This is a genomic window from Hydrogenophaga sp. Root209, from assembly GCF_001428625.1.
Lineage (GTDB): Bacteria > Pseudomonadota > Gammaproteobacteria > Burkholderiales > Burkholderiaceae_C > Hydrogenophaga.
Genome location: NZ_LMIE01000002.1, coordinates 108,203 through 133,132 on the forward strand (window position 1 = coordinate 108,203; position 24,930 = coordinate 133,132).

Consider the following 24,930-nt stretch of genomic DNA (forward strand, 5'->3'; position numbering starts at 1 on the left):
GACCGGGCCATGAACGTTTCAGCCTGGTCCATCAGGAATCCGATCCCGGCGGCGATGCTGTTCTTCATGCTCACGCTGGCGGGGCTGTTCTCGTTCCAGCAGATGAAGGTGCAGAACTTCCCCGACCTGGACGTGCCCAACATCACGGTGAGCGCCAGCCTGCCGGGTGCCGCGCCCAACCAGCTCGAGAACGACGTGGCGCGCGTCATCGAGAACAGCCTGGCCTCGCTGCAAGGCATCAAGCACATCACCACCAAGGTGCAGGACGGTTCGGTCACCATCACGACCGAGTTCCGCATCGAGAAGAACACCCAGGAGGCGCTGGACGATGTGCGCTCGGCCGTGGCCAAGGTGCGTGGCGATCTGCCGGCCGATCTGCGCGAGCCCATCATCAACAAGATCGAGCTCGCTGGTGGCGCGGTGTTGGCCTACACCGTGTCGTCCGACAAGATGGACGCGGAAGCCATCTCCTGGTTCGTCGAGAACGACATTGCCAAACTGCTGCTGTCGGTGCGCGGCGTGGGTGCCATCAACCGCGTGGGTGGCGTGGACCGCGAGGTGCAGGTGCTGCTGGATCCGCTGAAACTGCAGGCCCTGGGCGCGAGCGCGGCCGATGTGTCGCGCCAGCTGGCCAAGGTGCAGATCGAAAGCGCCGGTGGCCGGGTGGACCTGGGTGGCAGCCAACAGCCGCTGCGCACGCTGTCGTCGCTGCAATCGGCCGAGGCCATCTCACGCCTCGAACTGTCCCTGACCGACGGTCGACGCATCCGGCTGGACCAGATCGCGGAGATCAAGGACACCGTGGCCGAACCGACCGCTGCGGCCTTCCTCGATGGAAAACCCGTGGTGGGTTTCGAGGTGGCGCGCAGCCGCGGCGCGAGCGAGATCGAAGTGGGCGATGGCGTGCGCGCCAAGCTCAAAGACCTGCAGGCCGCGCGGCCCGATCTGCGCATCACCGAGTCGTTCGATTTCGTCACGCCGGTGAACGAAGAGTTCGACGGCTCCATGACACTGCTCTACGAAGGCGCCATCCTGGCGGTGCTGGTGGTGTGGCTCTTCTTGCGCGACTTCCGGGCCACGGTGGTCTCGGCCGTGGCGCTGCCGCTGTCGGCCATCCCGGCCTTCATCGGCATGCATTACATGGGCTTCACCATCAACGTTGTCACGCTGCTGGCCATGTCGCTGGTGATCGGCATTCTGGTGGACGACGCCATCGTGGAGGTGGAGAACATCGTGCGCCACATGCGCATGGGCAAGACGCCGTACCAGGCGTCGATGGAAGCCGCCGACGAGATCGGCCTGGCCGTGATCGCCACCACCTTTGCGTTGATCGCGGTGTTCCTGCCCACGGCCTTCATGTCCGGCATTCCGGGCAAGTTCTTCAAGCAGTTCGGGTGGACGGCCTCGTTTGCCGTGTTCGCCTCGCTGGTGGTGGCGCGCGCGCTCACGCCCATGATGGCGGCCTACCTGCTCAAGCCGGTGGTGCTGGCCAAGGACATGCCGCGCTGGGCGCGCAGCAGCCGCGTGACGGGTGCGATCTGGCGTTGGATGACCAACCAGGACGAACCGGCCTGGCTCGACACCTACCGGGGCTGGGCCGCCTGGTGCATCCGCCACCGCTGGATCACCATGATCGGCGCCGGCGTGTTCTTTTTCGCCTCGCTGGCGCTGATCCCGCTGCTGCCGCAGGGCTTCATCCCGGCCGACGACAACTCGCAGACGCAGGTCTACATCGAGTTGCCGCCGGGCGCCACGCTGCAGCAGACCATCGCCAGTGCCGAACGCGCGCGTCTGCTGGTGGTGGCGGTGCCGCATGTGAAGTCGGTCTACACCACCATCGGCTCGGGCTCGGCCGGCAGCGACCCGTTTGCGCCACAAGGCACGGCCGAGTCGCGCAAGGCAGCGCTCACCATCCAGCTCGACGCGCGCGGCACGCGGCCACGCAAGCAGGTGATCGAAAACCAGATACGTTCGGCCATGTCCAATCTGCCGGGCGTGCGCAGCAAGGTGGGGCTGGGCGGTTCGGGTGAAAAGTACATCCTGACCCTGACCGGCAACGACGCCGCCGCACTGACGACGGCCGCCACCGCGATCGAGCGCGACCTGCGCACCATCGGCGGTGTGGGCAGCATCCAGTCGACCGCGTCGCTGGTGCGCACCGAGATCAGCGTCACGCCCGACCTCGCGCGCGCCGCCGAGATGGGCGTGACCAGCAGCGCCATCGCCGAGACCCTGCGCATCGCCACTGTGGGCGACTACGACACCGCCCTGCCCAAGATGAACCTGCCGCAGCGGCAGATCCCCATCGTGGTCAAGCTTGATGCCGCGGCGCGCCACGACCTGGACTTGCTCGGACGCCTGTCGGTGCCGGGCAGCAAGGGCCCGGTGATGCTGGGACAGGTGGCCACGCTGAGCTTTGGCGGCGGCCCGGCCGTGATCGACCGTTACGACCGCTCGCGCAACATCAACTTCGAGGTGGAGCTGGCCGGCATCGCGCTGGGCGACATGAAGACCGCGGTGGAGAAGCTGCCCAGCATCAGCAACCTGCCACCGGGCGTGTCGGTGCTGGAGATCGGCGACGCCGAGGTGCAGGGCGAGCTGTTCGCCAGCTTCGGCCTGGCCATGCTGACCGGCGTGCTGTGCATCTACATCGTGCTGGTGCTGCTGTTCAAGGCTTTCCTGCATCCGGTCACCATCCTGGCGGCGCTGCCGCTGTCGTTGGGCGGCGCGTTTGTGGCGCTGCTGGTGGCGGACAAGAGCTTCTCCATGCCGTCGCTGATCGGCCTGATCATGCTGATGGGCGTGGCGACCAAGAACTCCATCCTGCTGGTGGAGTACGCCATCGAGGCGCGGCGCGAACACGGCATGAACCGGCTCGACGCCATCCTGGACGCCTGCCACAAGCGCGCGCGGCCCATCGTGATGACCACCATCGCCATGGGCGCGGGCATGCTGCCGATTGCCATCGGCTGGGGCGAGGCCGACAGCAGTTTCCGGTCACCCATGGCGGTGGCGGTGATCGGCGGCCTGATCACCTCCACATTCCTGAGCCTGCTGGTGATCCCGGCGGTGTTCACACTGGTGGACGATGTGTCACTGTGGTTCGGGCGGCTGTTTCATCGCAAGCCGGCGGACCCGGGCTTAGCCGAAACAATTCGCGCCTAGCGCTTGCCAGATATGAAAAGCCATTGCATCAATTGATAAGTTCCCGCTACAGTGCGTTACATCTAACGCTTTGGGGGGTACTTCCGTATGCGTTCTACAACTCTTCGGGTGCGGTGGCTCTACCCCGCAATCGCATGCGCGGCGTTGTCAGATGTGGGTCTGGCGCAAACCCTTCGTTGGGCATCTCAGGGCGACTTGTTGACCCTGGACCCCCACTCGCAAAACGAGTTGCTCACCAACGCCATCAACAGCCAGGTGCATGAAACCTTGGTGTCGCGCGGAAAGAAGCTTGAAATCGAGCCTGGCTTGGCGTCTGCCTGGCAGCAAATCGGTCCTCTGCACTGGCGCTTTCAGTTGCGCCCGAATGTGAAGTTTCACGATGGCAGCGTCCTGACTGCGGACGATGTGACGTATTCCATTCTGCGGGCGAAGGACCCGGCATCGGGGATTCGCGTTTATGCCAACGCGCTGGGAGAGCCGCGCAAGGTCAACGATCTCACCGTCGATTTCCTGCTGACAGAGTTCAACCCCATCTTTCTGCAGCACCTTTCGTTGGTGCACATCATGAACAAGGCGTGGTCTGCCAAGCACAACGCATTGCGGCCGCAGGACTTCAAGAATCGGGAAGAAAAACACACCGCGCTCAACGCCAACGGCACGGGCCCCTTCATGGTGGGCTCGCGCGAGGCCGATGTGAAAACCGTGTTTCGACGCCATGCCGGGTGGTGGGGCAACTTCGAAGGCAATGTGCGGGAGGTGATCTACACGCCCATCAAGAGCGATGCCACACGCTCGGCTGCTCTGGTGGCCGGGGAACTCGATTTTGTGCTCGATCCTCCGCCCCAGGACCTGGACCGACTGCGTTCAAGTCCCGGACTGAAAGTGGTTGACGGCATGGAGAATCGCATCATCTTCATTGGCATGGATCAGGGCCGCGATGAACTTCTCTACAGCACTGTCAAGGGCAAGAATCCGTTCAAGGATGTGCGCGTGCGCCGTGCACTGGCGCAAGCGGTGGACATCGAGACCCTGCGAAGCAGGCTCATGCGAGGGCAGGCCGTGCCCACGGGTGCCCTGGCGTCCACGCCTCTGAGTGTCTTCAATGACCCCGAGCTGGAAAGGCGTTTGCCTTTTGACCTGTCGCGCGCCAGGTCGCTGATGGCGGAGGCGGGCTACGAAGACGGCTTCGGCGTGACGCTGGACTGTCCCAACAACCGCTATGTCAACGACGAAAAGATCTGCGTTGCACTGGCTGCCATGTGGGCTCAGATCGGCGTCAAGGTCACGGTCAATGCGCAACCGCGCGCGATCTATTTCCCCAAGGTGGAGAAGCTGGACATCTCGATGTACCTGCTCGGCTGGGGCGGGAGCATCACCGACGCGGAAACCACGCTCACACCGCTCATGCGCAGTCGCGGCGAAGGTGGTGTGGGACAGTTCAATTTCGGCAACTTCAAGAACCCCCGGCTGGACCAATTGGCAGCTCAAAGCAGCAGAGAGACCGATCCCATCCGCCGTGAAGAGCTGATCAAGGCAGCGATGAGGGAGCACAACGAGCAGGTACACCACATAGCCTTGCACCGCCAGGTGATTCCCTGGGCCATGCGCAACAACGTGGAGGTCGTGCATCGACCGGACAATTGGCTGGAGTGGCGTTGGGTCACCGTGGGCCACTGAGACCTGCGGCCATTCCGTCATCCGTACCCTGCCATCCCCATGGGCTGCTGCGCCGGGCACGAACAACCTACCCGTTCGGGTAGGGTGCCCAATGGGTGGGTGAAGCTAGCCTTCAACCCATGCCAGCCCGCCCCTTGCCAACGCGCTATCGCCCCGTCGCCGTGCACGGATTTCCGGCGCATTGGGGCAGGCGCAGATGCTTCAACCCGCTCCGAAGCCTCAAACGGGAGGGCATCGTGGGCGACGAGTTAGGTGCAGACCTCGCACTGCAGGCCATTTCGGCCACGGTGATGTTCGTGGATGTGGTCGAGTCGGTGCGCCACATCCAGCGCGACGAAGCGGGCTCCGTGCGGCGCATGCGTGCACTGATGGCCGATGCCGCGCAGCTCGTGTTGCGGCACAAAGGGCAGGTGGTGGAACGGCTGGGCGATGGCCTCGTGCTTCGTTTCGAGCATGCACGGCACGCCGCGCAATGCGCAGTGGCGCTGCATGCACTGGCCGCGCACGCCGGTACAGCCCATTCAACCGAAGAACAGATGCACCTGCGGGCGGGCATTCACAGCTCACCGATCTGGGCCGACACCCAGGGCATGTATGGCCTTGGGGTGAATCTGGCCGCGCGTGTGGCGGCGGTGGGAGGGCCAGGCGACACCTTGCTCACCGCGCAGGCCCGCGACCAACTCGTGGTCGGTCTGGACGGGGACTTGCACGATCTCGGCACCTGCTATCTCAAACATGTCGATGAACCGCTGCGCTTGTTTCGCCTTGACGCGCAGAGCACACCGCTGCCGTCTTCGCTTCGCCAGGCCATCGCTGCGCGCATGAAAACCAGGCCCACGCTGGCGGTGCTGCCCTTCGGGTTGGCGCAATCGGCGGGACCGAGGGGGTGCCCTATCGGGGTGGCCGACATCCTGAGCGATCAGATCATTCGTCAGCTCAGTCGCTCACCCATGCTGCACGTCATTTCTGCGCTCTCGGTCAACAGCCTGCGCGGACACGGCGTTGAGTTGGAAGCGATGTACCGAACCCTGAGAGCCGACTATGTGTTGCGGGGAACGCTGCACACCCATGACCCCGCAGGCGGCCCAAATGCGCAGCTTGGTCTGGAGGTGGCGCTCTGGCGCGCGGGCGCGGGCGAGCCGGTGTACGCCGAGGTGTTTCAAGGCACGGCGCTCGATGCGCTGTCGCCAACCAGCGAGCTGCTGGGCCGTCTGGCCCATGGTGTGGGTGCGCGGATCCTGGCAGTCGAGCAGCGCGCCGCGCGTGGCGCGCAAGCATTGCCCAACCTCGCCAGCCACACCCTCTACCTCAACGCGGTGGACCTGCTGCACCGCTTCTCGCTGTCAGACTTCGAGCGCGCGCACCAGATGCTGCAAGCCCTGAGCGAGCGTGCACCCCGCCATCCCGAGCCCTTGGCCTGGCTGGCGCGCTGGCATGTGTTCAAGGTGGTTCAGGGATGGACCGACGACAGTGAGCGGGACAGCGCACAAGCGTTGGCTTTCAGCGAACGCGCGCTGGAGCGCGACCCGGAATCCGCACTGGCTTTGACCATGGCTGGATCGGTGCATGCGGGCGTCAAGCGCGACCCGGTCACCGCGCAGCAGTACTACGCCCAGGCGCTTGAACACAACCCCAACGATTCATTGGCCTGGTTGATGAGCAGCGTTGCCCATGGGTTCGTGATGGAGCGCGAACCCGCGATCGCCGCGAGTGAAATGGCCCTGGGCCTGTCGCCCATCGATCCCGCGCGCCACTTCTACGACTCTCTGGGTGCAACCGCTGCGGTCATGGCAAGGGACTACCCGCGCGGCGTGGCCTTGGCCCAACGGGCGATTCACGCCAATGCGGCCCATGGGTCCTCGTACCGTGCTCTGGCGACGGCCGAGGTCATGCTGGGCCAGATTGACCAGGCCAAGGACACCATTGCGCGTTTGCTCGCCGTCGAGCCCCAGTCCACCGTGCAGACCTACCTGGCCCGCGTGGGCCCCCCCAACGTGCAGAACCTGGAGTTTGCAGCAGCCCTGCGAACGGCAGGTTTGCCCGAGCGCTGAGTCAACCACACCAACGAGGAGACACACATGAGTGCAGCGATCTATTTGCAAGGCATGCAGGGCATGCAGGGCATGCAGGGCATGCAGGGCATGCAGGGCATGCAAGGCATGCAAGGTATGCAAGGTATGCAGGGGATGATGCTCACGCCGGGCGCCGACCCGGGCACGTCCTGGGGCCTGATCCTCAACCGCGAGGCGGTGATGCAGCCGCATGGGAAGGAGCCGCCGCTCGCTGACCTGAGGGCCGAGTTCCGCACCCCCGACGGCGACGGCTTGCCCGTGGTGGGCGATCCCTTGCGGCTGGACCGATGGTCCCTCGACGTGCGCTTCGAGAACCTCAAGGCCGAGTTGTTCCGCCCGCTGGTGCTGGTGGCCGATGCGTCCACGCGCGCCTTCAAGGTGTCTCACATGGAGTTGAACTGGGATGAGCTGGAGGACGACGCACCGAGGGTGAGCCCCATCTTCGAACTCGTGCGCCCGGGCAGGGCGGTGTTCGAGGCCCAGCTCAAGCAGGTGGCCGACTGGACCGAGCTGCGCGCCGAGCGCATGCCCGAGATCATGAGCCAGCTCGGCGTGCCGCTGCAGTACTGGAGCGCGATCGTGGACCTCAACCCCACCACGTTCCGCTACACGCTGGAGCTGCTGCACCTGGCCCTGGCCCTGGCCGCGCACCTGGTGCAACCCGCGAAGCACTACCTGGCCTGCCCACGGCCGGTGGCGTATTCGCCGGGCATCCAGCCCATCATCAACGCCGGGCGGTTCGGTGTCTTTCCCAGTGGTCACTCCACCGAGGCGTTCCTGGTGGCACGGCTGCTGCAGTTGCTGAGCGGCCATCGAAAGCGGGTCACCGTGCTCAAGCCCGATGGCACCTCCTTCGAAAAGGAGCATCCCCTGGAAGCGCAGTTGCAGCGCCTGGCCGCGCGCATTGCCAACAACCGGGTGGTCGCCGGTGTGCATTTCCCCATCGATGCACCCGGGGGGCGCATGGTGGGCGAAACGCTGGCGGAATACCTCGCATGCCGGTGCCGGTGTCGGGGCCTGTCGGGCTGGACGCCCCGGCATTTCCGGGGCGATGCGCTGGCGGCTGCCGATCCGGAGGTGCTGCGCGGCTTCAGCCGCCACGAGCCCCTGGACGCCGTACAAGCCCAGGTCCTGGGCAAGCCACTGCCGAAACATTTCGCGACCAACACGATGCCACTGGAGAGGCCCACGCTCACGCACAGTCTCGTGCTCGGCGACACCCAAGGCCTGCTGGACCACTTGTGGGACAAGGCCAGCCAGGAGTGGGCTTGACGGCCCGGGGGAGCACACCATGCCGAACCCCATACAACCGCCGGTCCTGGGCCTCTTTGATCTGTGGCGTCGGTTTTTCGCCGAGGGGCTGGGGAACAAGCCCCTCGACCCCTACACAATCTGGGCCTTGTGCACCCAGCTCCGTGCCTTGGGCGAGGGCCGGCGCGCACCTTCGGTGTTGAGCTTCTCGGTGGAACTGGATCAACCCTACGAGCCTGCCACTCACACGTTCGAGCCGTTGGCCCGCATGGGCGTGGCTGGAAGGCCGCCCCATTTCCAACATCTGCCGGTGCATGTGCCTTCGGCGTACGAGCGCGGGTCGCCCTGGGATGAAAACGCCCCGGGCCCCATGTTCGTGACGCTGCGGCTCGATGTGCATGACAGGACTTGGGAAGATATCCAGAGGGACGTCCAGGCCTTGATCACGATCCACTACGTGAAGCGGCTGCAGATCGGTCAGCAGCGCGGCGTGAACAACCCCGATCTCGGGCAGCGGGGCAAGCCCGCGCCGGACCTGCCCCGCTGGGCGCACAAGGCGACGGTACTCATCGGTGCGCTGGAAGACGCCTGCCCGTTCGCTCACCGCGCGCTGCGCCGTGCGGACGAGCCCCTGGCCACGCGGGTGGTGGAGCTCTGGGACCAGACCACGCTGAGTGATGGCATGGCGGTTGCGCCGCGACCGAACGGCTTTCCCTACGGCCGGTACTGGACAGGCGACGCGCTTGACGGCTTTCTGCTTGCCCATACTCACGCACGGGAGGTGGACGAGGCGGCGGTGTACGCCAGTGCCGAGATTGACAGCCTGCCGCTGGCGGGGCGTGCTTCGCACGCGGCGGCGGTCATGTGCCTGCTCGCGGGCGCAGGGCGCGCCGCGCCCCGCATGCCGCAGCCGATCGACGAGGGCAACGCCGCACATCCCTTCGGCGATCCCCAGGACGATGCCGCTGCGCGCGCGCCGCTGGCCGTGGTGCAACTGCCTCGGGAGCAGACGGCGGTGCGCGCAGGACGCTGGCTGGCGGTGAACGCGCTCGACGGCCTGCACCACCTCATCGACGTGGCGCGCCGGCTGGGCCAAGAGGCCGGCACGGCATCGCCTCCTCTGGTCGTCAACATGAGCTACGGCGCCATGGCCGGCCCGCACGATGGCAGTGGCATGCTGGAATCGGCCATCGACGAACTCTGCCTCGCATCGCAGGGCAAGCTCGCCGTGGTGATGGCCGCGGGCAATGCGCATGGCACCCAGCGCAACGGCGAAGATGCGCGGGGTTATCTGCCCGGCGGCCTGCATGCCCGGCAGGCACTCGAACCTGGGGGCAGTGTCAGCTTCACGCTCTTCATCCCGCCCGACAAGCAGTTCGAGACCTACCTGGAGTTCTGGTTCTCGGTGCAGGGCAAAGCGCAGGACGAGGACCAGTTCCTGTACCTCGACGCGGACGGCCGCCACGGCGAGGTGGACATCGTGGTCGAGCCCGCAGTGGGAGCCACCTGGCCTGCCTTGCCCTGCCCGGGACTGCATGTGGTGCCGCAGGGGGGGGCTTCCGCGCAGGTCGAGGCCGGTCTGTTCTTCATGCGCAGACCCACCCAGGGCCGGCACCGCTCCATGGCCCTGCTGGTGGTGGCGGCCACGCAAGTGGCCGGCTGGTACGCGGCGGCGCCGTCCGGTCGCTGGCGCATCACGCTGCGGCACAAGAAGGCCTCCAGCGACGCCGCCGCACGCTACTTTTTCGTGGACGCCTGGGTCGAGCGTGACGACACCGAGGTGGGCGCGGTGCGCCCGCAGAGCGCACGGTTGGTGGAAAACGAGGACGGCACGCCCTCCGGTCTGACCGATGCCGACACCTTCACGAGCATCGCCACAGGCAGCAAGACCTTCCGTGTTGGCGCGGTGATGGACCGGGGCGAGGGGCTCGCCACAGAGCAGGTCAGCGCCTACAGTGCCGCTGCCGTCAATTGCAAAAAAGGGCCCGAGTTTTCCGCCATCGCCGACGCGCACGCGGCGCTGCCGGGGATCCGTGTGAGTGGCTCGCAAAGTGGCATGGTGCTGCGCGCCAACGGCACCAGCATGGCGGCTCCGCAGGCCGCGCGCTACCTGACCAATCGATTGGCAGTCGGTGACACGCTGAGCACTGTGCGGGCGGAATTGGCAGCATCCATGCAGGGCACCGCAAGGCTCGGCAAGAAGACCGCATGAGCAAGAGCTCGGCGCGCGTCACGCTCCGTCAGCTGTGCCGGCTGGGCCTGCCCGCGCCACTCTTGCTGCCTTCGCTCCTGCCGGTCCTGCGCGAGCTGATTCCCGCGAGCCACGGTGCGTTTTTTTTCTGCGACGCCCGGGGCAGCATCACCAATCTGTATGCCGAACGGATGTTGGCTCCCCAGGCCATGGCCTCGTACCACGATCGGCACAACGATGAGCACTTTCGCCATCAGTACCTTCGGCGCGTGGCGGACGCCAGTCCCGTGAGTCGGCGCAGCGCGAGCTCGTCTGAAAAGGAGGGCGCGTACTTTCGCGAAGTCCTCTCGCCTCTGGGGGTGGAGCACTTCCTGTACGGCGTCGTCCGGCACCATGGCAAGGTGTTGGGCCAGCTCAGCCTCTACCGTGGCGGCGATGCTTCACCGTTTTCGTTGGCCGATGAGCAGGTGCTGCTCGGCGTGATGCACTACCTGGGGGAGGCGTTGGGGATGCCGTCTCCCGTGGCGCTGCTGGAGCTGCAGGAGCACACGGTGGAGGAGGGCCTGGCGCTGCTCGACACCCAGGCCAACGAACTGTATGCCGACGACAACTGGCCCCGCTTGATCCGGCTGGCAGAGGGCAATGCAATTTCACCGGCCACGGCCATGGCGGAGAGCGAGTCGTTGCCGCGGTTCGTGCAAGCCATGCTGGCTGCCGTGTTGAGCGCACCGCACGCGATCCATCGGGTCGATTCGGTGTGGGGCAACTTTGCATTCCGGCGCCATGCCATGGCATCGCAGCAGGGTGACCACGCCGTGGCACTGCTGGTCTCGCGCCTGGCCGCGCAACCCCTGCGCCTGACGGAGGGTGCAGCAGCCCTGGGCCTGTCTCCCCAGCAAAGGGAGGTGGCAGTCCTCATCGCCCAGGGGCACAGCAACAGCGACATTTCCCAGCATCTGGGCATCACGGTCAACACCGCCAGCTACCACGTCAAGCAGGTGTTTGCGCGGCTGAATGTGCACGATCGCAGTGCTGTCGCCAGGGTGCTGTGCGACGCAGCAGCGCGCTGACGTACCGCACGATCCGTGCTGGGCCTGCACGGCCAGATTCGGTTCCTTTTTGACTCACTCCCACCCGGTTGCGTAGTACCGGCGATGGGTTGCGGCTTCCATCATGGAAGCGCGCGGCAGGTCCGTAAAGAGACCTTGCCGCACACCCGCAATCCCACCACTTTTGAGGAGTCATTCATGAAACACTCGAACGCCTTTGTGCCCACTGCGTTGGCCAGCGCAGCCATGCTGGCTCTTGTTGCCTGCGGCGGTGGCGGCGACGATGCCCCGACCTCGCTCACCGGCATGGTGGCGGTGGATGGCCCGGTCAGAAACGCGGTGGTCTGTCTGGACCTCAATGCCAACAACGTGTGTGATTCAGGGGAACCCGCTTCGGCACCCACCGGCGCCGACGGGACTTACAGCGTCGACCCGTCAACCGTCACCGAGCAGCAGTTGGCCAGTTCGTCACTGATCGCTCCCATGGTGCCTGGCGGTCTTGCCGATCCGGGCACCACCATCGACATGGCTGACGACGAGGCAACGACCGAGACCTCCTACGTTCTGAGACAAGTGCCGGGCAAAGCCGGGCCGATCAATCCTTTGACCACCCTGGTCGCAGAAGGAGTGCGCAATGGCATGACCGAAGCGGTGGCGCGGACCAACGCTGCCGAACAGTTGGGCATTGAGGAGGCCAAGATCGACAACTACCAGGACGACCCCGCTTTCGACGACGCTGTGGTGGTCGACAACGCGCGTCTGATGGCCTCGGCTGTGGCCACCACGCTTGAAGACGGTGTGCCACTGGTGGTGGGCGATCAGAGAGCCGCCATTGCGGAGGCAGTGCAAAACGATTTGCGACTCTTGCGCTACACCGACGGCAGCAACTTCAACTACCAGGACTTCATGTTGTCCGCCAAGGCGGCAGGCGAGGCCGGCCTGTCGTTGGTGGATGGCCGAGTAGGCCAGGTTGGAGGCGTGGCCACCGATGCCAGCGTTCTCTACAACCAGGCGTACCTCACGTCCAACGGCTGGTTGCGCTGCGACAGCACGGTGCTGGTGACCGCCACACAAGGTGTCCCCAATCGCAGCACCTTTTGCAACGCGCAAACCGCGGTGAACTACCGCAAGAATGTCAGCGTGGCTGGCCGGCCCATGGCCGATGTGGTGAGCGAACTGCAATCCGATAGCGAAAACTTCATCAACACCGGCCTCTCCACGACAGGCTTGTTGGCCGCCCTCGGCGCTGCGCAGTTTCCGGCGGGCAGCAACCTGCGACCTGGACTGATGCTGACTCTGACACAACCGATCTTCATCAACAGCCTCAACACCGATGGACGCCCGCAGGCCGAGGCGACTTCGCTGGCGCAACTGATCGCGGCCAAACCGGCCGCAGGTGTGAATCTCGCCACCGCGGCCGGCAGCCTGAGCCTGGGCATTAGCAGCGACGAATCGCACAACCTGCGCGTGGCCTTCACCGACGGTAGCGACCCCACCCAAGGCTCCGTGCAGTACTACGACTGTGACCTCGCAGGGAACGTGGCGTCCAACTGTGAAGCAACCCGGACCGGCAGGTACATCGTCGAAGAATACGCCGATGGCAAGGTGAAGGTGATGAGGTTCACCGGGTTCACACCGACGGTGATGGACCACGTGCGCCACTACGTCGAAGTCAACACAAACAACCAGGTCAACGGTGTGACCGGTGGCGACTGGGTGTTCGTGGCGAGGCAACGCAAGCCGGATGTTGATTCCAACCTCAGCTCCAACAAGCGCCTCAACGGGACGGCATGGACGGCGATGAAGGCGCTGCTTGGAATCTGATGAATCCGGCGCGGCACGGGTTTGTGCAGGGGGACGTTGTCGGGATCGGGGGGGAAGGCCGCCCTCCGATCCCGCCAACCACTCAGCCCTCCAGTGCCTCCAGCAGTTCCGTCTCGATTTCGATCTGTCGCTTGTTCATCTGCAACTGCGCGCCGCTGATGAGGAAGGTGTCTTCCACCCGCTCGCCCAGCGTGGTGATCTTGGCCAGCTGCACGTTGATGTCGTAGCGCGCCAGCACGCGCGAGATGCCGTAGAGCAGACCAGCGCGATCGCTCGCCGAAACCGACAGCAGCCAGCGCTGGGCCTTCTCGTCGGGCCGCAGGTCCACCCGAGGCGTGACGGGGAAACTCTTCACCCGGCGCGAGAGCCGGCCCTTCATGGGCGCGGGCAGCGGTCCACATTCATCAATGGTTTGCGCCAGGTTGTTCTCCACCATGGCGATGAGTTCGCGGTAGTGATCGGAGAGCGTGGGCGCCACCACCTGGAAGGTGTCGAGCGCATGGCCGGTGAGCGTGGTGTGCACGCGGGCATCGAGGATGCTGAAGTTGGAGCTGTCGAAGTAGCCGCAGATGCGGGCAAACAGGTCGTGCTGGTCGGGGGCGTACACGAGCACTTGCAGGCCTTCGCCTTCGGGCGACAGGCGAGCGCGGACGATGGCACGGTCCGGGGCGTCGCCTTCGGGCACCGGTTTGCCGGCCGCCTTGGTGGCGGTCTGCGCGATCTGCCGGGTCAACACGCGCGTGTGCCAGGCGATCTCGTCGGCCTGGTGGCGCATGAAGTAGCTCACGTCCAGCGTGTCCCACAGCGCCTTGTGCGCCATGTGGGGCAGCGCGTGCAGCGCCAGCATGGACAGCGCCTCGCGCTTGCGGGCTTCGATCACGGCGCCCGGGTCGGGTGCGCGGCCGCCGAGCGCGCGCAGCGTGTAGCGGTACAGGTCTTCCAGCAGCTTGCCCTTCCAGGCGTTCCACACCTTGGGGCTGGTGCCGCGGATGTCGGCCACGGTCAGCAGGTACAGCGCGGTGAGGTAGCGCTCATTGCCCACGCGCTGGGCAAACGCCGCGATCACGTCCGGGTCGCTCAGGTCTTCCTTTTGCGCCATGCGGCTCATGGTGAGGTGCTCGGCGACGAGGAACTGGATCAGCTTCATGTCATCACGGTCGATGCCGTGCTGGTGGCAGAAGGTGCGCACGTCGCGCGCGCCCAGGTCGGAGTGGTCACCACCGCGGCCCTTGGCGATGTCGTGAAAGAGAGCTGCGATGTAGAGGATCCAGGGCTTGTCCCAACCAGCGGCCAACTGCGAGCAGAACGGGTATTCGTGCGAATGTTCGGCAATGAAGAAGCGGCGCATGTTGCGCAACACCATCAGGATGTGCTGGTCGACCGTGTAGACGTGGAACAGGTCGTGCTGCATCTGCCCCACGATGTGACGGAACACCCAGAGGTAGCGCCCGAGCACCGAGGTCTGGTTCATCATGCGCAGCGCATGGGTGATGCCCTCGGGCTCTTTCAGGATCTGCAGGAACTGAGCACGGTTGACCGGGTCGGCACGAAAGCGCGCGTTCATGACCGGGCGGGCGTTGTAGAGCGCGCGCAGCGTGCGCGCCGAAAAACCCTTGATGCCCACCGTCGTCTGGTAGATGTGAAAGGTTTCCAGGATCGCGTGCGGCTGCTGCACGTACAGGTCGTCGCTGGCCACTTCCAGCATGCCGCCCTTGTCGAAGAAGCGCGCATTCAACGGGCGCAAGCGATCCACGCCAGCCATGTCGTCCTGCAGACGCTCCTGGATGTTGAGCAACAGGATCTGGTTGAGCTGGGTCACGGCCTTGGCCGCCCAGTAGTAGCGCTTCATGAGCGCCTCGCTGGCGCGGCGTGTGCCTTTGGCCGTGGGGGCTGCGTGGGGCTGCCCTGGGGGGCCGGCGGTGATGACGGCGGGCACCTGCGCCTTGAAGCCGAACGACTCGGCCACGGCGGTCTGCAGGTCGAACACCAACCGGTCTTCGCGCCGGTTGGCCAACAGGTGCAGGCGGGCGCGGATCAGGCTGAGCAAGGCCTCGTTGGCCTTGATCTGGCGCGCCTCCAGCGGTGTGGCCAGGCCTTTGCGAGCCAGCTCGTCCCAACTGCGGCCCAGGCCAGCGGCCTTGGACACCCACAGGATGATCTGCAGGTCGCGCAGACCACCGGGCGACTCCTTGCAGTTGGGCTCCAGCGAGTAGGGGGTGTTTTCGTACTTGGTGTGGCGCTGGCGCATCTCCAGCGTCTTGGCCACGTAAAACGCCTTGGGATCCATCGCCTCGTCGAGCTGGGTCACCAGCCGGTTGAAGGCGCTCTTGCTGCCGCAGATCAGGCGGCTCTCCAGCATGGAGGTCTGCACCGTCACGTCCTTGGCCGACTCATCCACGCAGTCGGTTACCGAGCGCACGCTGGAGCCGATCTCCAGGCCCAGGTCCCAGCAGGCGCCGATGAAAGCTTCAAGCTGCTTTTTCAGTTCGGCGTCTTCATCGGGTTGCGCGCCGTCAGGCAGCAACACCAGCACGTCCACGTCGGAATAGGGAAACAGCTCGCCGCGGCCGTATCCACCCACCGCGATCAAGGAGAAGCCGGTGCCGAAGCCGGCCCGGCCCCAGAGTTCGCGAAGGGTCTGGTCCGTCAGCCGCGAGAGCTGCTGCAAGGCCTGGCGCACGCCACGGGTGGAGGCACCCTGATCGCGCAACAGCGCGAACAGGGCGGTCTTGTCGCCGCGGTATCGCTGGCGCAGCGCGCCAATGTCGCCCGCCGGCGCCAGGGGGGCGTCCATGGGCTCAGACGGCCACGGCGGCCGCTGGCTTCACGAAGGCCGGCGGAGGCAGGCTGCCGGCCGACAGGGTGAGCACCTCGTAGCCGGTCTCGGTGACCAGCACGGTGTGTTCCCACTGAGCCGAGAGCGAACGATCGCGCGTGACGATGGTCCAGCCGTCACCGGCTTCCTTGATGTCGCGCTTGCCGGCATTGATCATGGGCTCGATGGTGAAGGTCATGCCGGGTTTGAGCTCTTCGAGCGTGCCCGGGCGGCCATAGTGCAGCACCTGCGGGTCTTCGTGGAACTTCTGGCCGATGCCGTGTCCGCAGAACTCGCGCACCACCGAGAAGCCATTGCCTTCGGCAAAGGTCTGGATCGCATGGCCGATGTCGCCCAGGCGGATGCCGGGCCTGACCATCACGATGCCTTTCCACATGGCCTCATAGGTCACCTGCGTCAGCCGGCGTGCCTGCACCGAGCAGGCGGCTTCGCCTCCGATCATGTACATGCGGCTGTTGTCGCCGAACCAGCCGTCGGGTGTGATGACGGTGACGTCGACGTTGAGGATGTCGCCCTTCTTGAGTGCCTTCTCGTTCGGAATTCCATGGCAGACCACGTGGTTGATGGAGGTGCACAGGTGACCGGGGTAGGGCGGGTAACCGCTGGGCTGGTAGCCGATGGTGGCCGAGACCGTGCCCTGCTGCTTCATGAACTCGGCCGCAAGGCGGTCGATCTCGAGGGTGGTCACGCCCGGCTGGATCAGCGGCGTGAGGTAGTCCAGCACTTCGGAGGCCAGGCGGCAAGCCACCCGCATGCCTTCGATGCCCGCTTCGTCTTTGTAGGTGATGCTCATGGGCGCAGATTATCCCACCGGGCCATGCGGCGCAGGGTATCGGCGGCGATGACTGGGCGGGCCACGCGGGTAAAATCGGCGCTCCGCCCACCCCCCGGGTCTACGCACCTCAGGCTCCCAACGTGTCCCTGCACCTGCGCACTTTTGATGGCGGCAATGCCATCAGCGACTTCAAAGTCCAGCAACTCCTGCCCCGACTGGCAGCCCTCTCCGACAAGATCACCGGCCTCTCGGCCCGCTTCGTGCATCTGGCCGCCTTCGACGGCGAGCCCGACGCGGCCCTGGTGGCACGCGTGGGCGAACTGCTGACCTACGGCGAGCCCGCTACCGAGGCGCACGGCAAGCTTGAAACCGCCGGAGCGCCGGCCCTGCTGGTGATGCCGCGCCTGGGCACGGTGTCGCCCTGGGCTTCCAAAGCCACCGACATCGCGCACAACTGCGGCCTCGCCCTGCACCGGGTGGAGCGGCTGGTCGAATTCCGCCTGCAGCTCAAGAGCGGCCTGCTGGGCAAGGCCAGCCTGTCGACCGAGCAACTGCGAGCCGTGGCCGACCTGCTGCACGACCGCATGACGGAAAACGTCTCGCTCGACCGCACGCAAGCCCAGGCCCTCTTCACCGAGTTGCACGCCGCTCCCATGGAGCAGGTCGATGTGCTGGGCGGTGGACGCTCGGCCCTGGAGCGCGCCAACACCGACTGGGGACTGGCCCTGGCCGACGACGAGATCGACTATTTGGTGACCGCCTTCACTGGCCTCAAGCGCAACCCGACCGACGTCGAGCTGATGATGTTCGCGCAGGCCAACAGCGAGCACTGCCGCCACAAGATCTTCAACGCGCAGTTCACCATCGACGGCGTGGCGCAGGACAAGAGCCTGTTCGGCATGATCCGCCACACCCACCAGCTCGCGCCCCAGCACACGGTGGTCGCCTACTCGGACAACGCCTCCATCATGGAAGGCAGCGTGGTCGAGCGCTTCGTGGCGCGAGCGGGTGTGGGTGCGTCCCCGGCCTATGTGGCCGAGACGGCGACGCACCATGTGCTGATGAAGGTGGAAACGCACAACCACCCGACCGCGATTTCGCCATTCCCCGGTGCCTCCACCGGCGCGGGCGGCGAGATCCGCGACGAGGGCGCGACCGGCCGCGGCTCCAAACCCAAGGCCGGCCTGACCGGCTTCACCGTCGGCAAGCTCTGGGGCGGCCTCTCCGACCAGCCGGGCGGCAAGCCCGAGCACATCGCCAGCCCGCTGCAGATCATGACCGAAGGCCCGCTGGGCGGCGCGGCCTTCAACAACGAATTCGGCCGGCCCAACTTGCTGGGCTATTTCCGCGAATACGAACTGTCGGTGGACGGCGTGCAGCGCGGTTACCACAAGCCCATCATGATCGCCGGCGGCGTGGGCGTGATCGACGCCACCCAGACGCAGAAGATCGAGTTCCCGGCCGGCTCGCTGCTGATCCAGCTCGGTGGCCCGGGCATGAAGATCGGCATGGGCGGCAGCGCGGCCAGCTCCATGGCCAGCGGCACCAACGCCGCGTCGCTCGACTTCGATTCGGTGCAGCGCGGCAACCCCGAGATCGAACGCCGCGCGCAGGAGGTCATCAACCACTGCTGGCAACAGGGTGCGAACAACCCCATTCTGGCGATCCACGACGTGGGCGCGGGTGGCCTGTCGAACGCCTTTCCCGAACTGACCAACGACGCCGGTCGTGGTGCGCGCTTTGACCTGCGCGCCGTGCCGCTGGAGGAAAGCGGCCTGGCGCCCAAGGAAATCTGGTGCAACGAAAGCCAGGAGCGGTATGTGCTGGCGATCGCGCCCGAATCGCTGGACACCTTCAAGGCCTTCTGCGAGCGCGAGCGCTGTCCGTTTTCCGTGATCGGCGTGGCCACCGAGGAGCGCCAGCTGGTGCTGGCCGACACTCCCGTTCGCCCTGAGCTTGCCCTTCGACAAGCTCAGGAAGAACGGGAAACCACCGCTGGAGGGGCTTCGACAGGCTCAGCCCGAACGGGGATGGCAGTCGACATGCCCATGAACGTGTTGCTGGGCAAACCGCCCAAGATGCACCGCGACGTGAAGACTGTGGCCCGCACACCGACACCGCTGGACCTCACCGGTGTGGACCTGCAGAAGGCCGTGATCGACGTGCTGAGCCACCCCACCGTGGCCTCCAAGCGTTTCCTCATCACCATCGGCGACCGCACCGTGGGCGGTTTGAGCCACCGCGACCAGATGGTCGGCCCATGGCAGGTGCCGGTGGCCGACTGCGCCGTCACGCTGGCCGACTTCCAGGGCTTCGCAGGCGAGGCCATGAGCATGGGCGAGCGCACGCCGCTGGCCGCGCTCGACGCCGCCGCCTCGGGCCGCATGGCGGTGGCCGAGGCCATCACCAACCTGCTGGCCGCGCCGATCGAACTGCCGCGCGTGAAGCTCTCCGCCAACTGGATGGCCGCCTGCGGCGAACCGGGCGAAGACGCCGCGCTGTACGAGACGGTGAAAGCCGTCGGCATGGAACTCTGCCCCGCGCTGGGCATTTCGATTCCCGTGGGCAAGGACAGCCTGTCCATGCGCACGCAGTGGAAAGAGGGCGTTGACACGAAGAAGGTGACCTCGCCTGTCAGCCTGATCGTGAGCGCCTTCGCCACGCTGGCCGACGTGCGCGGCACGCTCACGCCGCAGTTGAACAACGCGCTGGAAGACACCACGCTGGTGCTCATCGACCTGGGAAAAGGCCGCCACCGCATGGGCGGCAGCGTGCTGGCCCAGGTGCTGGGGCAGGGCGGTGGTGAAGCGCCCGACCTCGACGAGGCGCAAGACCTCATCAGTCTGGTGAACGCGGTGAACGCGCTGCGCGCGCAGGGCCAGATCCTGGCCTACCATGACCGCAGCGACGGTGGTCTGCTGGCCGCTGCGGCCGAGATGGCCTTTGCCGGCCATGTGGGCGTGGCGCTCAACGTGGACCTGCTGGTGACCGAAGGCGACGGCATCAGCGACAGCCGCGCCGAGATGGGCGACGCCAAGAACTGGGCCGGCCAGGTCAGTGCGCGGCGCGAGGAACTCACGCTCAAGGCGCTGTTCAGCGAAGAGCTGGGCGTACTGCTGCAGGTCAAGACCGAAGACCGCAACGCGGTGATGCAGACCCTGCGCGAGCACGGTTTGAGCAAACACAGCCACTTCATCGGCAAGACCCGCCCGGCCAGCTCGGCCATGGACGCGGGCAAGGGCCAGCTGCAGGTCTGGCGCGACACCAAGGCCGTGTTCTCGGCCAGCCTGTTTGATTTGCACCAGGTCTGGGACAGCGTGAGCTGGAGGATCAACCAGCAGCGCGACAACCCGGTCTGCGCCGACGCCGAGCACGCGGCGGCCGGACGGCCGGACGACCCGGGTCTGCACACGAAGCTGACTTTCACCCCGACTGACGCCGTTTCCGTTCGGGCTGAGCCTGTCGAAGCCCTCGCCAGCCAGCACCTCCTGAGCCCTTCGACAGGCTCAGGGCGAACGGGAGTTTTGTTGTCCCGCCCCAAGGTCGCGATCCTGCGCGAGCAGGGTGTGAACTCGCATGTGGAGATGGCCTACGCCTTCACCCAGGCCGGCTTCGAGGCCTTCGACGTGCACATGACCGACCTGCAGACCGGCCGCGCAAAGCTCGCCGATTTCAAGGGTGTGGTGGCCTGCGGCGGCTTCAGCTACGGCGACACGTTGGGCGCGGGCATCGGCTGGGCGCGCAGCATCACCTTCAACCCGGCGCTGTCCGACCAGTTCAAGGCCTTCTTCGCCCGCACCGATACGTTTGGCCTGGGCGTGTGCAATGGCTGCCAGATGTTTGCCGAGCTGGCGGACATCATCCCCGGCGCCGAAGCCTGGCCTCGCTTCACCACCAACCAGAGCGAGCGCTTCGAAGCGCGTCTGTCGATGGTGGAAGTTCTCGAATCGCCCAGCCTGTTCCTGGCCGGCATGGCCGGCAGTCGCCTGCCGATCGCGGTGGCCCACGGCGAGGGCTATGCCAACTTCCACCACCGCGGCGACGCAGCCAAGGCGATTGCCGCGATGCGCTTCACCGACAACACGGGTGCCGCGACCGAGGCCTACCCGTTCAATCCCAATGGCAGTCCGGGCGGCCTCACGGCAGTGACCACGGCCGATGGTCGCTTCACGGCCATGATGCCGCACCCCGAGCGGGTGTTTCGCAACATCCAGATGAGCTGGACCGACCAGGACCCGGCGGCCCACAGCGCCTGGATGCAGCTTTGGCGCAACGCGCGCAAGTGGGTCAAGTGAACATCCCCCTGCGCCGCTGCGCGGCTTCCCCCCTCTCTGGCGCGCCTTCGGCGCTTGGAGGGGGGACGACAGCTTGGGCCTGCGGAGCCGTCCCTCGCTGTCTCTGGACGGGGACACTTCGCGCGTTGCGTGTCTTCACTCCCTCTCCCTCTGGGAGAGGGCTGGGGTGAGGGCGGCGGCGCCCAGCCATGTCTGATTCAAGGAGCGGAACCATGCCGCGCCCGCACAACCTCGATGCCGAAACGATCGCCGCCTACGCACACGATGGTGCCATCGTGCTGCGCGGCGTGTTCGACCAGCGCGAGCTGGCCTTGCTCGAAGAGGGCATCGAGCACAACCTGGCGCATCTGAGCCCACTTGCCCTGGAGGCCAGCGAGGCCGACGACCCGGGCCGTTTCGTCGAGGATTTCTGCACCTGGCAGAACAACCCGGACTACGAAGCGATCCTGCGCCACTCGGCGCTCCCTCACATCGCTGTGCAGCTCATGCAGAGCCGCAGCGCCCGGCTCTACCACGACCACCTGCTGGTGAAGGAGCCGGGCACGCGCCAGCCCACGCCCTGGCACCAGGACCAGCCGTACTACAACGTCAGTGGCCGCCAGAACGTGAGCTTCTGGATTCCTGTGGACCCGGTGCCACTGGCGAGCACGCTGCGCTTCGTGGCAGGCTCGCACGCCGGGACCTGGTACATGCCACGCACCTTCCGTGATCAGCAGGCCCGCTGGTTCCCGGAGGGCACGCTGGCCGAGCTGCCCGCGATCGACGCCGAGCCCGAACGTTTCCGCCAACTGGCCTGGGCGCTGGAGCCCGGCGACTGCGTGGCTTTCCACATGCTCAGCCTGCACGCCTCCAGCGGCGTTGGCCCGGTGCAGCGCCGGCGGGTGTTCTCTGCCCGCTACCTGGGTGACGATGCGCGCCACGCGCCGCGGTCCTGGCGCACCTCGCCTCCGTTTCCCGGTCTGACCGATCGCCTGGCCGATGGCGCGGTGCTCGACGATCCCCTTTTCCCATCCGTCTGGCCTGTGCGCTGACACCACCCACTCCCAAGGAATCGACCCATGGCCGGAAGCAGCTTGCTTTTGTTGATCGACGACATCGCCACCATCCTCGACGATGTGGCGGTGATGACCAAGGTCGCGGCCCGCCAGGGCATGGCGGCGGCCGATGACGTGGCCGCCATGACCCAGTTGGCCGCCAAGAAGACGGCCGGCGTGCTCGGCGACGACCTTGCGCTCAACGCACAGCAGGTCACCGGCGTGAAGGCCGATCGCGAACTGCCGGTGGTCTGGGCGGTGGCCAGGGGTTCGTTGATCAACAAGGCCATCCTGGTGCCGGCGGCACTGCTCATCAGCGTGGTGGCCCCCTGGGCGATCACGCCGCTGCTCATGCTCGGAGGTTTGTTCCTGTGCTACGAGGGCGTGGAGAAGCTCGTGCATGCGTTCGGCGCCCACAAATCCGAAGACGAGGCCGAGCACGCCAAGCTGCTGGACGCCGTGGCCGACAAAAACGTGGATCTGGTGGCCTTCGAGAAGGAGAAGATCAAGGGCGCGGTGCGCACCGATTTCATTCTCTCGGCGGAGATCATCGTGATCAGCCTGGGCACGGTGGCCGCTGCCAGCATGGGCCAACGCGTGGCCGTGCTGGTGGGCATCTCGCTGCTCATGACCGTGGGCGTGTACGGTCTGGTGGCCGGCATCGTCAAGCTCGACGACCTGGGTCTGTACCTGAACCAGCAGATACAGGGCTGGAAGCAGGCGATCGGGCGCGGCATCCTGGCCGCAGCGCCCTGGCTCATGAAGACACTGTCGGTGGTGGGCACTGCCGCGATGTTTCTGGTGGGCGGCGGTATCCTGGTGCACGGCGTGCCTGCGGTGGGTCATGGCATCGAGGACTTCGCCGCGGGCCTGGGCTGGATCGCGCCCGTGGTGACCAACCTGGCCGGCGCACTGGTCGGCGTGGTGGCCGGCGCGGTGGTGCTGCTCGTGGTGGGACTCATCGGCCGGTTGCGCGGCGGCAAGCCCAAGGCGGCTTGAGCCATATGTCCCCCCGGCTGGGGATGGCACGCGCTGGGGTAGCGTCCTAGAATGATCCGGTCGGTCCGGGCGCCTTGGCGCTTGCCGGACCACGCCGGACACCGCACCGCCTTGCGGTGACACCTGGGGTCTTCGCCACATGGACGGGATCTTCATCAGCTACCGCAGGGACGATTCGGCTGGCTACGCCGGGCGCCTGTACGACCGGTTGTCAGCCCACTTGGGAGCCGAGCGGGTGTTCATGGACGTCGAGGGCATCGAACTCGGCACCGACTTCGTCACCGCGATCGAGCAGGCGGTGGGCTCCTGCAAAGTCTTGATCGTCGTCATTGGTGACGAATGGTTGAGCACCACCGACGCTGCCGGTCGACGGCGACTCGACGATCCCCACGATTTTGTGCGCCTGGAGACCCGCGTGGCGCTGGAGCGCGAGATCCGCGTGGTGCCGGTGCTGGTGGGTGGCGCACTCATGCCGCGCGCGGACGAGCTGCCCGAAGAGCTCAAACCGCTGGCGCGACGACAAGCCATCGAGATCAGCCACAAGCAATGGGAGGCGTCCACGCGCGAATTGATTCGGGCGCTCAACATCATGCTCGGGCAGCGCGCGGACACCGGGATCACCGTGCCGGGTGACGTGCCCGATGCGCAGCGTGAACCCCTGGCGGTTGCCAGCATGGCCCAACCGGCTTCGTCGATGGCTGCATCAGCCAGGCGCGGTGGGATGCTGTGGGCGGGTGTGGGCGCCGGCGTGCTGGTGGCGGCCGTCTGGGTGGGACTGCGGGGCGAGGACGAGCCTGCGCCCACCGTGTCCTCCACAAACATGCTCACCGCGGCGGCAACGCCTCCGCCGGAAACCCCGGTGGTGGTTGCCGCCGCGACGACCACGCCAGTTCCGGCTGCCGCGGCACCGGTTCCCGTGACCGCGCCCCCTGTTGCACCGGCACCAGCACCGCCACCGGCACCAACTCCGGTGGTCGTGGCGGCGGCGCCAGTGAGATCGCCTGCGCTGGCGGCATCCCGGCCTGCAGCGCAGGTGGCCGCCGCGCGAACCCGGCCTGCAGAGCCGGAGCCGGTCGCGGTGGCCGTCGCACCTGCGCGCACCCCGGATGTTGCGAGCCCGGTCAACGCCGCCTTGCCGCGGCCGGGCGAAAGCTGGACCTACCGCACCAGCGGCAAATGGCCCACCAGCCCCCGTCGCGACATCGTGATCTCGGTGCAATCGGTGCGTGATGGCCTGGTGACGGACGCGCTGCGTGCCGATGCCGAATCGCGCATCGTGGGCGACTCCCGCCGCGCTGTGGGCAGCCGCCCGGGATTTCTCAAGTGGGATCAGCTCGGTCTTGAGTACAGCCCCTATCTGGGTGCCTTCCGTGACCTGAGCACCCTGGGCGCCCTGAGCGATTTCGCCACCCCGGACGTGGACACCTGGGGCCAGTGGTATTCACAGGCCAAGGTGTTGGGGCGGGAGACGGTGAATGTGCCGGGTGGCAGCTTCGACGCCTTCAAGGTCGAGGTGTGGAGCAGCCGCAGCGCCACTGGTGGAACCACCCTGGCCGCGATCGAACCGGTGCGCATCCACTACCTCGTCTGGTACGCGCCGCAGGTCAAGCGCTACGTGAAGATGCAGCGGCGTGTGATCAGCGCGGCCAACCGTGAAATGGAGAAAGATCTGTTCGAACTGGTGGCCCACCGCTGAACGGGCAGCGCTTGACCTGCATCAATGCGCCGGGCTGTCGTCTGCCTAGACTGGCCGCATGCGCCG

13 protein-coding genes are annotated in these 24,930 nt (G+C 66.3%); 11 read left to right on the forward strand and 2 right to left on the reverse strand.

Annotation, left to right across the window (positions count from 1 at the left end):
• Positions 1–9 precede the first annotated feature (9 nt).
• The 7 genes from ASE11_RS03275 (at position 10) to ASE11_RS03305 (ending at position 13,229) form a co-directional block, all read left to right on the forward strand.
• Complete coding sequence (locus ASE11_RS03275) at positions 10–3,165, forward strand: efflux RND transporter permease subunit (protein WP_056266018.1); 3,156 nt, start codon at positions 10–12, stop codon at positions 3,163–3,165.
• Between the two features lie 87 nt (positions 3,166–3,252).
• On the forward strand, positions 3,253–4,842 hold the full coding sequence (locus ASE11_RS03280) for an ABC transporter substrate-binding protein (RefSeq protein ID WP_056266023.1): 1,590 nt from the start codon (positions 3,253–3,255) through the stop codon (positions 4,840–4,842).
• 236 nt (positions 4,843–5,078) lie between these two features.
• Complete coding sequence (locus tag ASE11_RS03285; protein WP_056266028.1) at positions 5,079–6,893, forward strand: adenylate/guanylate cyclase domain-containing protein; 1,815 nt, start codon at positions 5,079–5,081, stop codon at positions 6,891–6,893.
• 27 nt (positions 6,894–6,920) lie between these two features.
• The gene (locus tag ASE11_RS26095) at positions 6,921–8,186 is read left to right on the forward strand and encodes a phosphatase PAP2 family protein (protein ID WP_056266030.1); all 1,266 of its coding nucleotides are present in this window, start codon (positions 6,921–6,923) and stop codon (positions 8,184–8,186) included.
• Positions 8,187–8,313: 127 nt separating this feature from the next.
• Positions 8,314–10,377 (forward strand): S8 family serine peptidase, encoded by a 2,064-nt coding sequence (locus tag ASE11_RS03295; RefSeq protein WP_162258020.1) that lies wholly within the window; start codon positions 8,314–8,316, stop codon positions 10,375–10,377.
• Positions 10,374–11,426, forward strand: a complete 1,053-nt coding sequence (locus tag ASE11_RS03300; RefSeq protein WP_056266038.1) for a helix-turn-helix transcriptional regulator — start codon at positions 10,374–10,376, stop codon at positions 11,424–11,426. Before ASE11_RS03295 ends, ASE11_RS03300 begins: the two co-directional genes overlap by 4 nt.
• A gap of 177 nt (positions 11,427–11,603) precedes the next feature.
• Positions 11,604–13,229 carry a hypothetical protein gene (locus ASE11_RS03305; protein WP_056266042.1) on the forward strand — a complete coding sequence of 542 codons (1,626 nt, stop codon included), beginning with the start codon at positions 11,604–11,606 and terminating at the stop codon, positions 13,227–13,229.
• A gap of 82 nt (positions 13,230–13,311) precedes the next feature.
• On the opposite strand, the gene ASE11_RS03310 is transcribed toward ASE11_RS03305, so the two are convergent.
• On the reverse strand, positions 13,312–16,023 hold the full coding sequence (locus ASE11_RS03310) for a [protein-PII] uridylyltransferase (protein WP_056266047.1): 2,712 nt from the start codon (positions 16,021–16,023) through the stop codon (positions 13,312–13,314).
• A gap of 4 nt (positions 16,024–16,027) precedes the next feature.
• A complete protein-coding gene (gene map / locus ASE11_RS03315) occupies positions 16,028–16,858 on the reverse strand; it encodes a type I methionyl aminopeptidase (protein ID WP_056266052.1) in 831 nt (276 codons plus the stop codon).
• 122 nt (positions 16,859–16,980) lie between these two features.
• Between map and purL the strand changes: the two genes are divergently transcribed.
• From purL to ASE11_RS03335, 4 genes are all read left to right on the forward strand, one after another.
• Positions 16,981–21,135, forward strand: coding sequence for a phosphoribosylformylglycinamidine synthase (gene purL, locus ASE11_RS03320; protein ID WP_056266057.1), 4,155 nt, complete (start codon positions 16,981–16,983; stop codon positions 21,133–21,135).
• 212 nt (positions 21,136–21,347) lie between these two features.
• Positions 21,348–22,166: a phytanoyl-CoA dioxygenase family protein gene (locus ASE11_RS03325; protein WP_056266060.1), complete on the forward strand. Its 819-nt coding sequence runs from the start codon at positions 21,348–21,350 to the stop codon at positions 22,164–22,166.
• A gap of 27 nt (positions 22,167–22,193) precedes the next feature.
• A complete protein-coding gene (locus tag ASE11_RS03330; RefSeq protein ID WP_056266064.1) occupies positions 22,194–23,168 on the forward strand; it encodes a DUF808 domain-containing protein in 975 nt (324 codons plus the stop codon).
• A 139-nt stretch (positions 23,169–23,307) separates the two neighbouring features.
• Positions 23,308–24,864 (forward strand): toll/interleukin-1 receptor domain-containing protein, encoded by a 1,557-nt coding sequence (locus ASE11_RS03335; RefSeq protein WP_056266068.1) that lies wholly within the window; start codon positions 23,308–23,310, stop codon positions 24,862–24,864.
• The last annotated feature ends 66 nt before the right edge of the window (positions 24,865–24,930 follow it).

Bases quoted from the DNA above. Each gene is read 5' to 3' on its own strand.
- ASE11_RS03275 (WP_056266018.1), top strand. From the start codon at position 10: ATGAACGTTTCAGCCTGGTCCATCAGGAATCCGATCCCGGCGGCGATG.
- ASE11_RS03280 (WP_056266023.1), top strand. From the start codon at position 3,253: ATGCGTTCTACAACTCTTCGGGTGCGGTGGCTCTACCCCGCAATCGCA.
- ASE11_RS26095 (WP_056266030.1), top strand. From the start codon at position 6,921: ATGAGTGCAGCGATCTATTTGCAAGGCATGCAGGGCATGCAGGGCATG.
- ASE11_RS03300 (WP_056266038.1), top strand. From the start codon at position 10,374: ATGAGCAAGAGCTCGGCGCGCGTCACGCTCCGTCAGCTGTGCCGGCTG.
- ASE11_RS03305 (WP_056266042.1), top strand. From the start codon at position 11,604: ATGAAACACTCGAACGCCTTTGTGCCCACTGCGTTGGCCAGCGCAGCC.
- ASE11_RS03310 (WP_056266047.1), bottom strand. From the start codon at position 16,023: ATGGACGCCCCCCTGGCGCCGGCGGGCGACATTGGCGCGCTGCGCCAG.
- map (WP_056266052.1), bottom strand. From the start codon at position 16,858: ATGAGCATCACCTACAAAGACGAAGCGGGCATCGAAGGCATGCGGGTG.
- ASE11_RS03325 (WP_056266060.1), top strand. From the start codon at position 21,348: ATGCCGCGCCCGCACAACCTCGATGCCGAAACGATCGCCGCCTACGCA.
- ASE11_RS03330 (WP_056266064.1), top strand. From the start codon at position 22,194: ATGGCCGGAAGCAGCTTGCTTTTGTTGATCGACGACATCGCCACCATC.
- ASE11_RS03335 (WP_056266068.1), top strand. From the start codon at position 23,308: ATGGACGGGATCTTCATCAGCTACCGCAGGGACGATTCGGCTGGCTAC.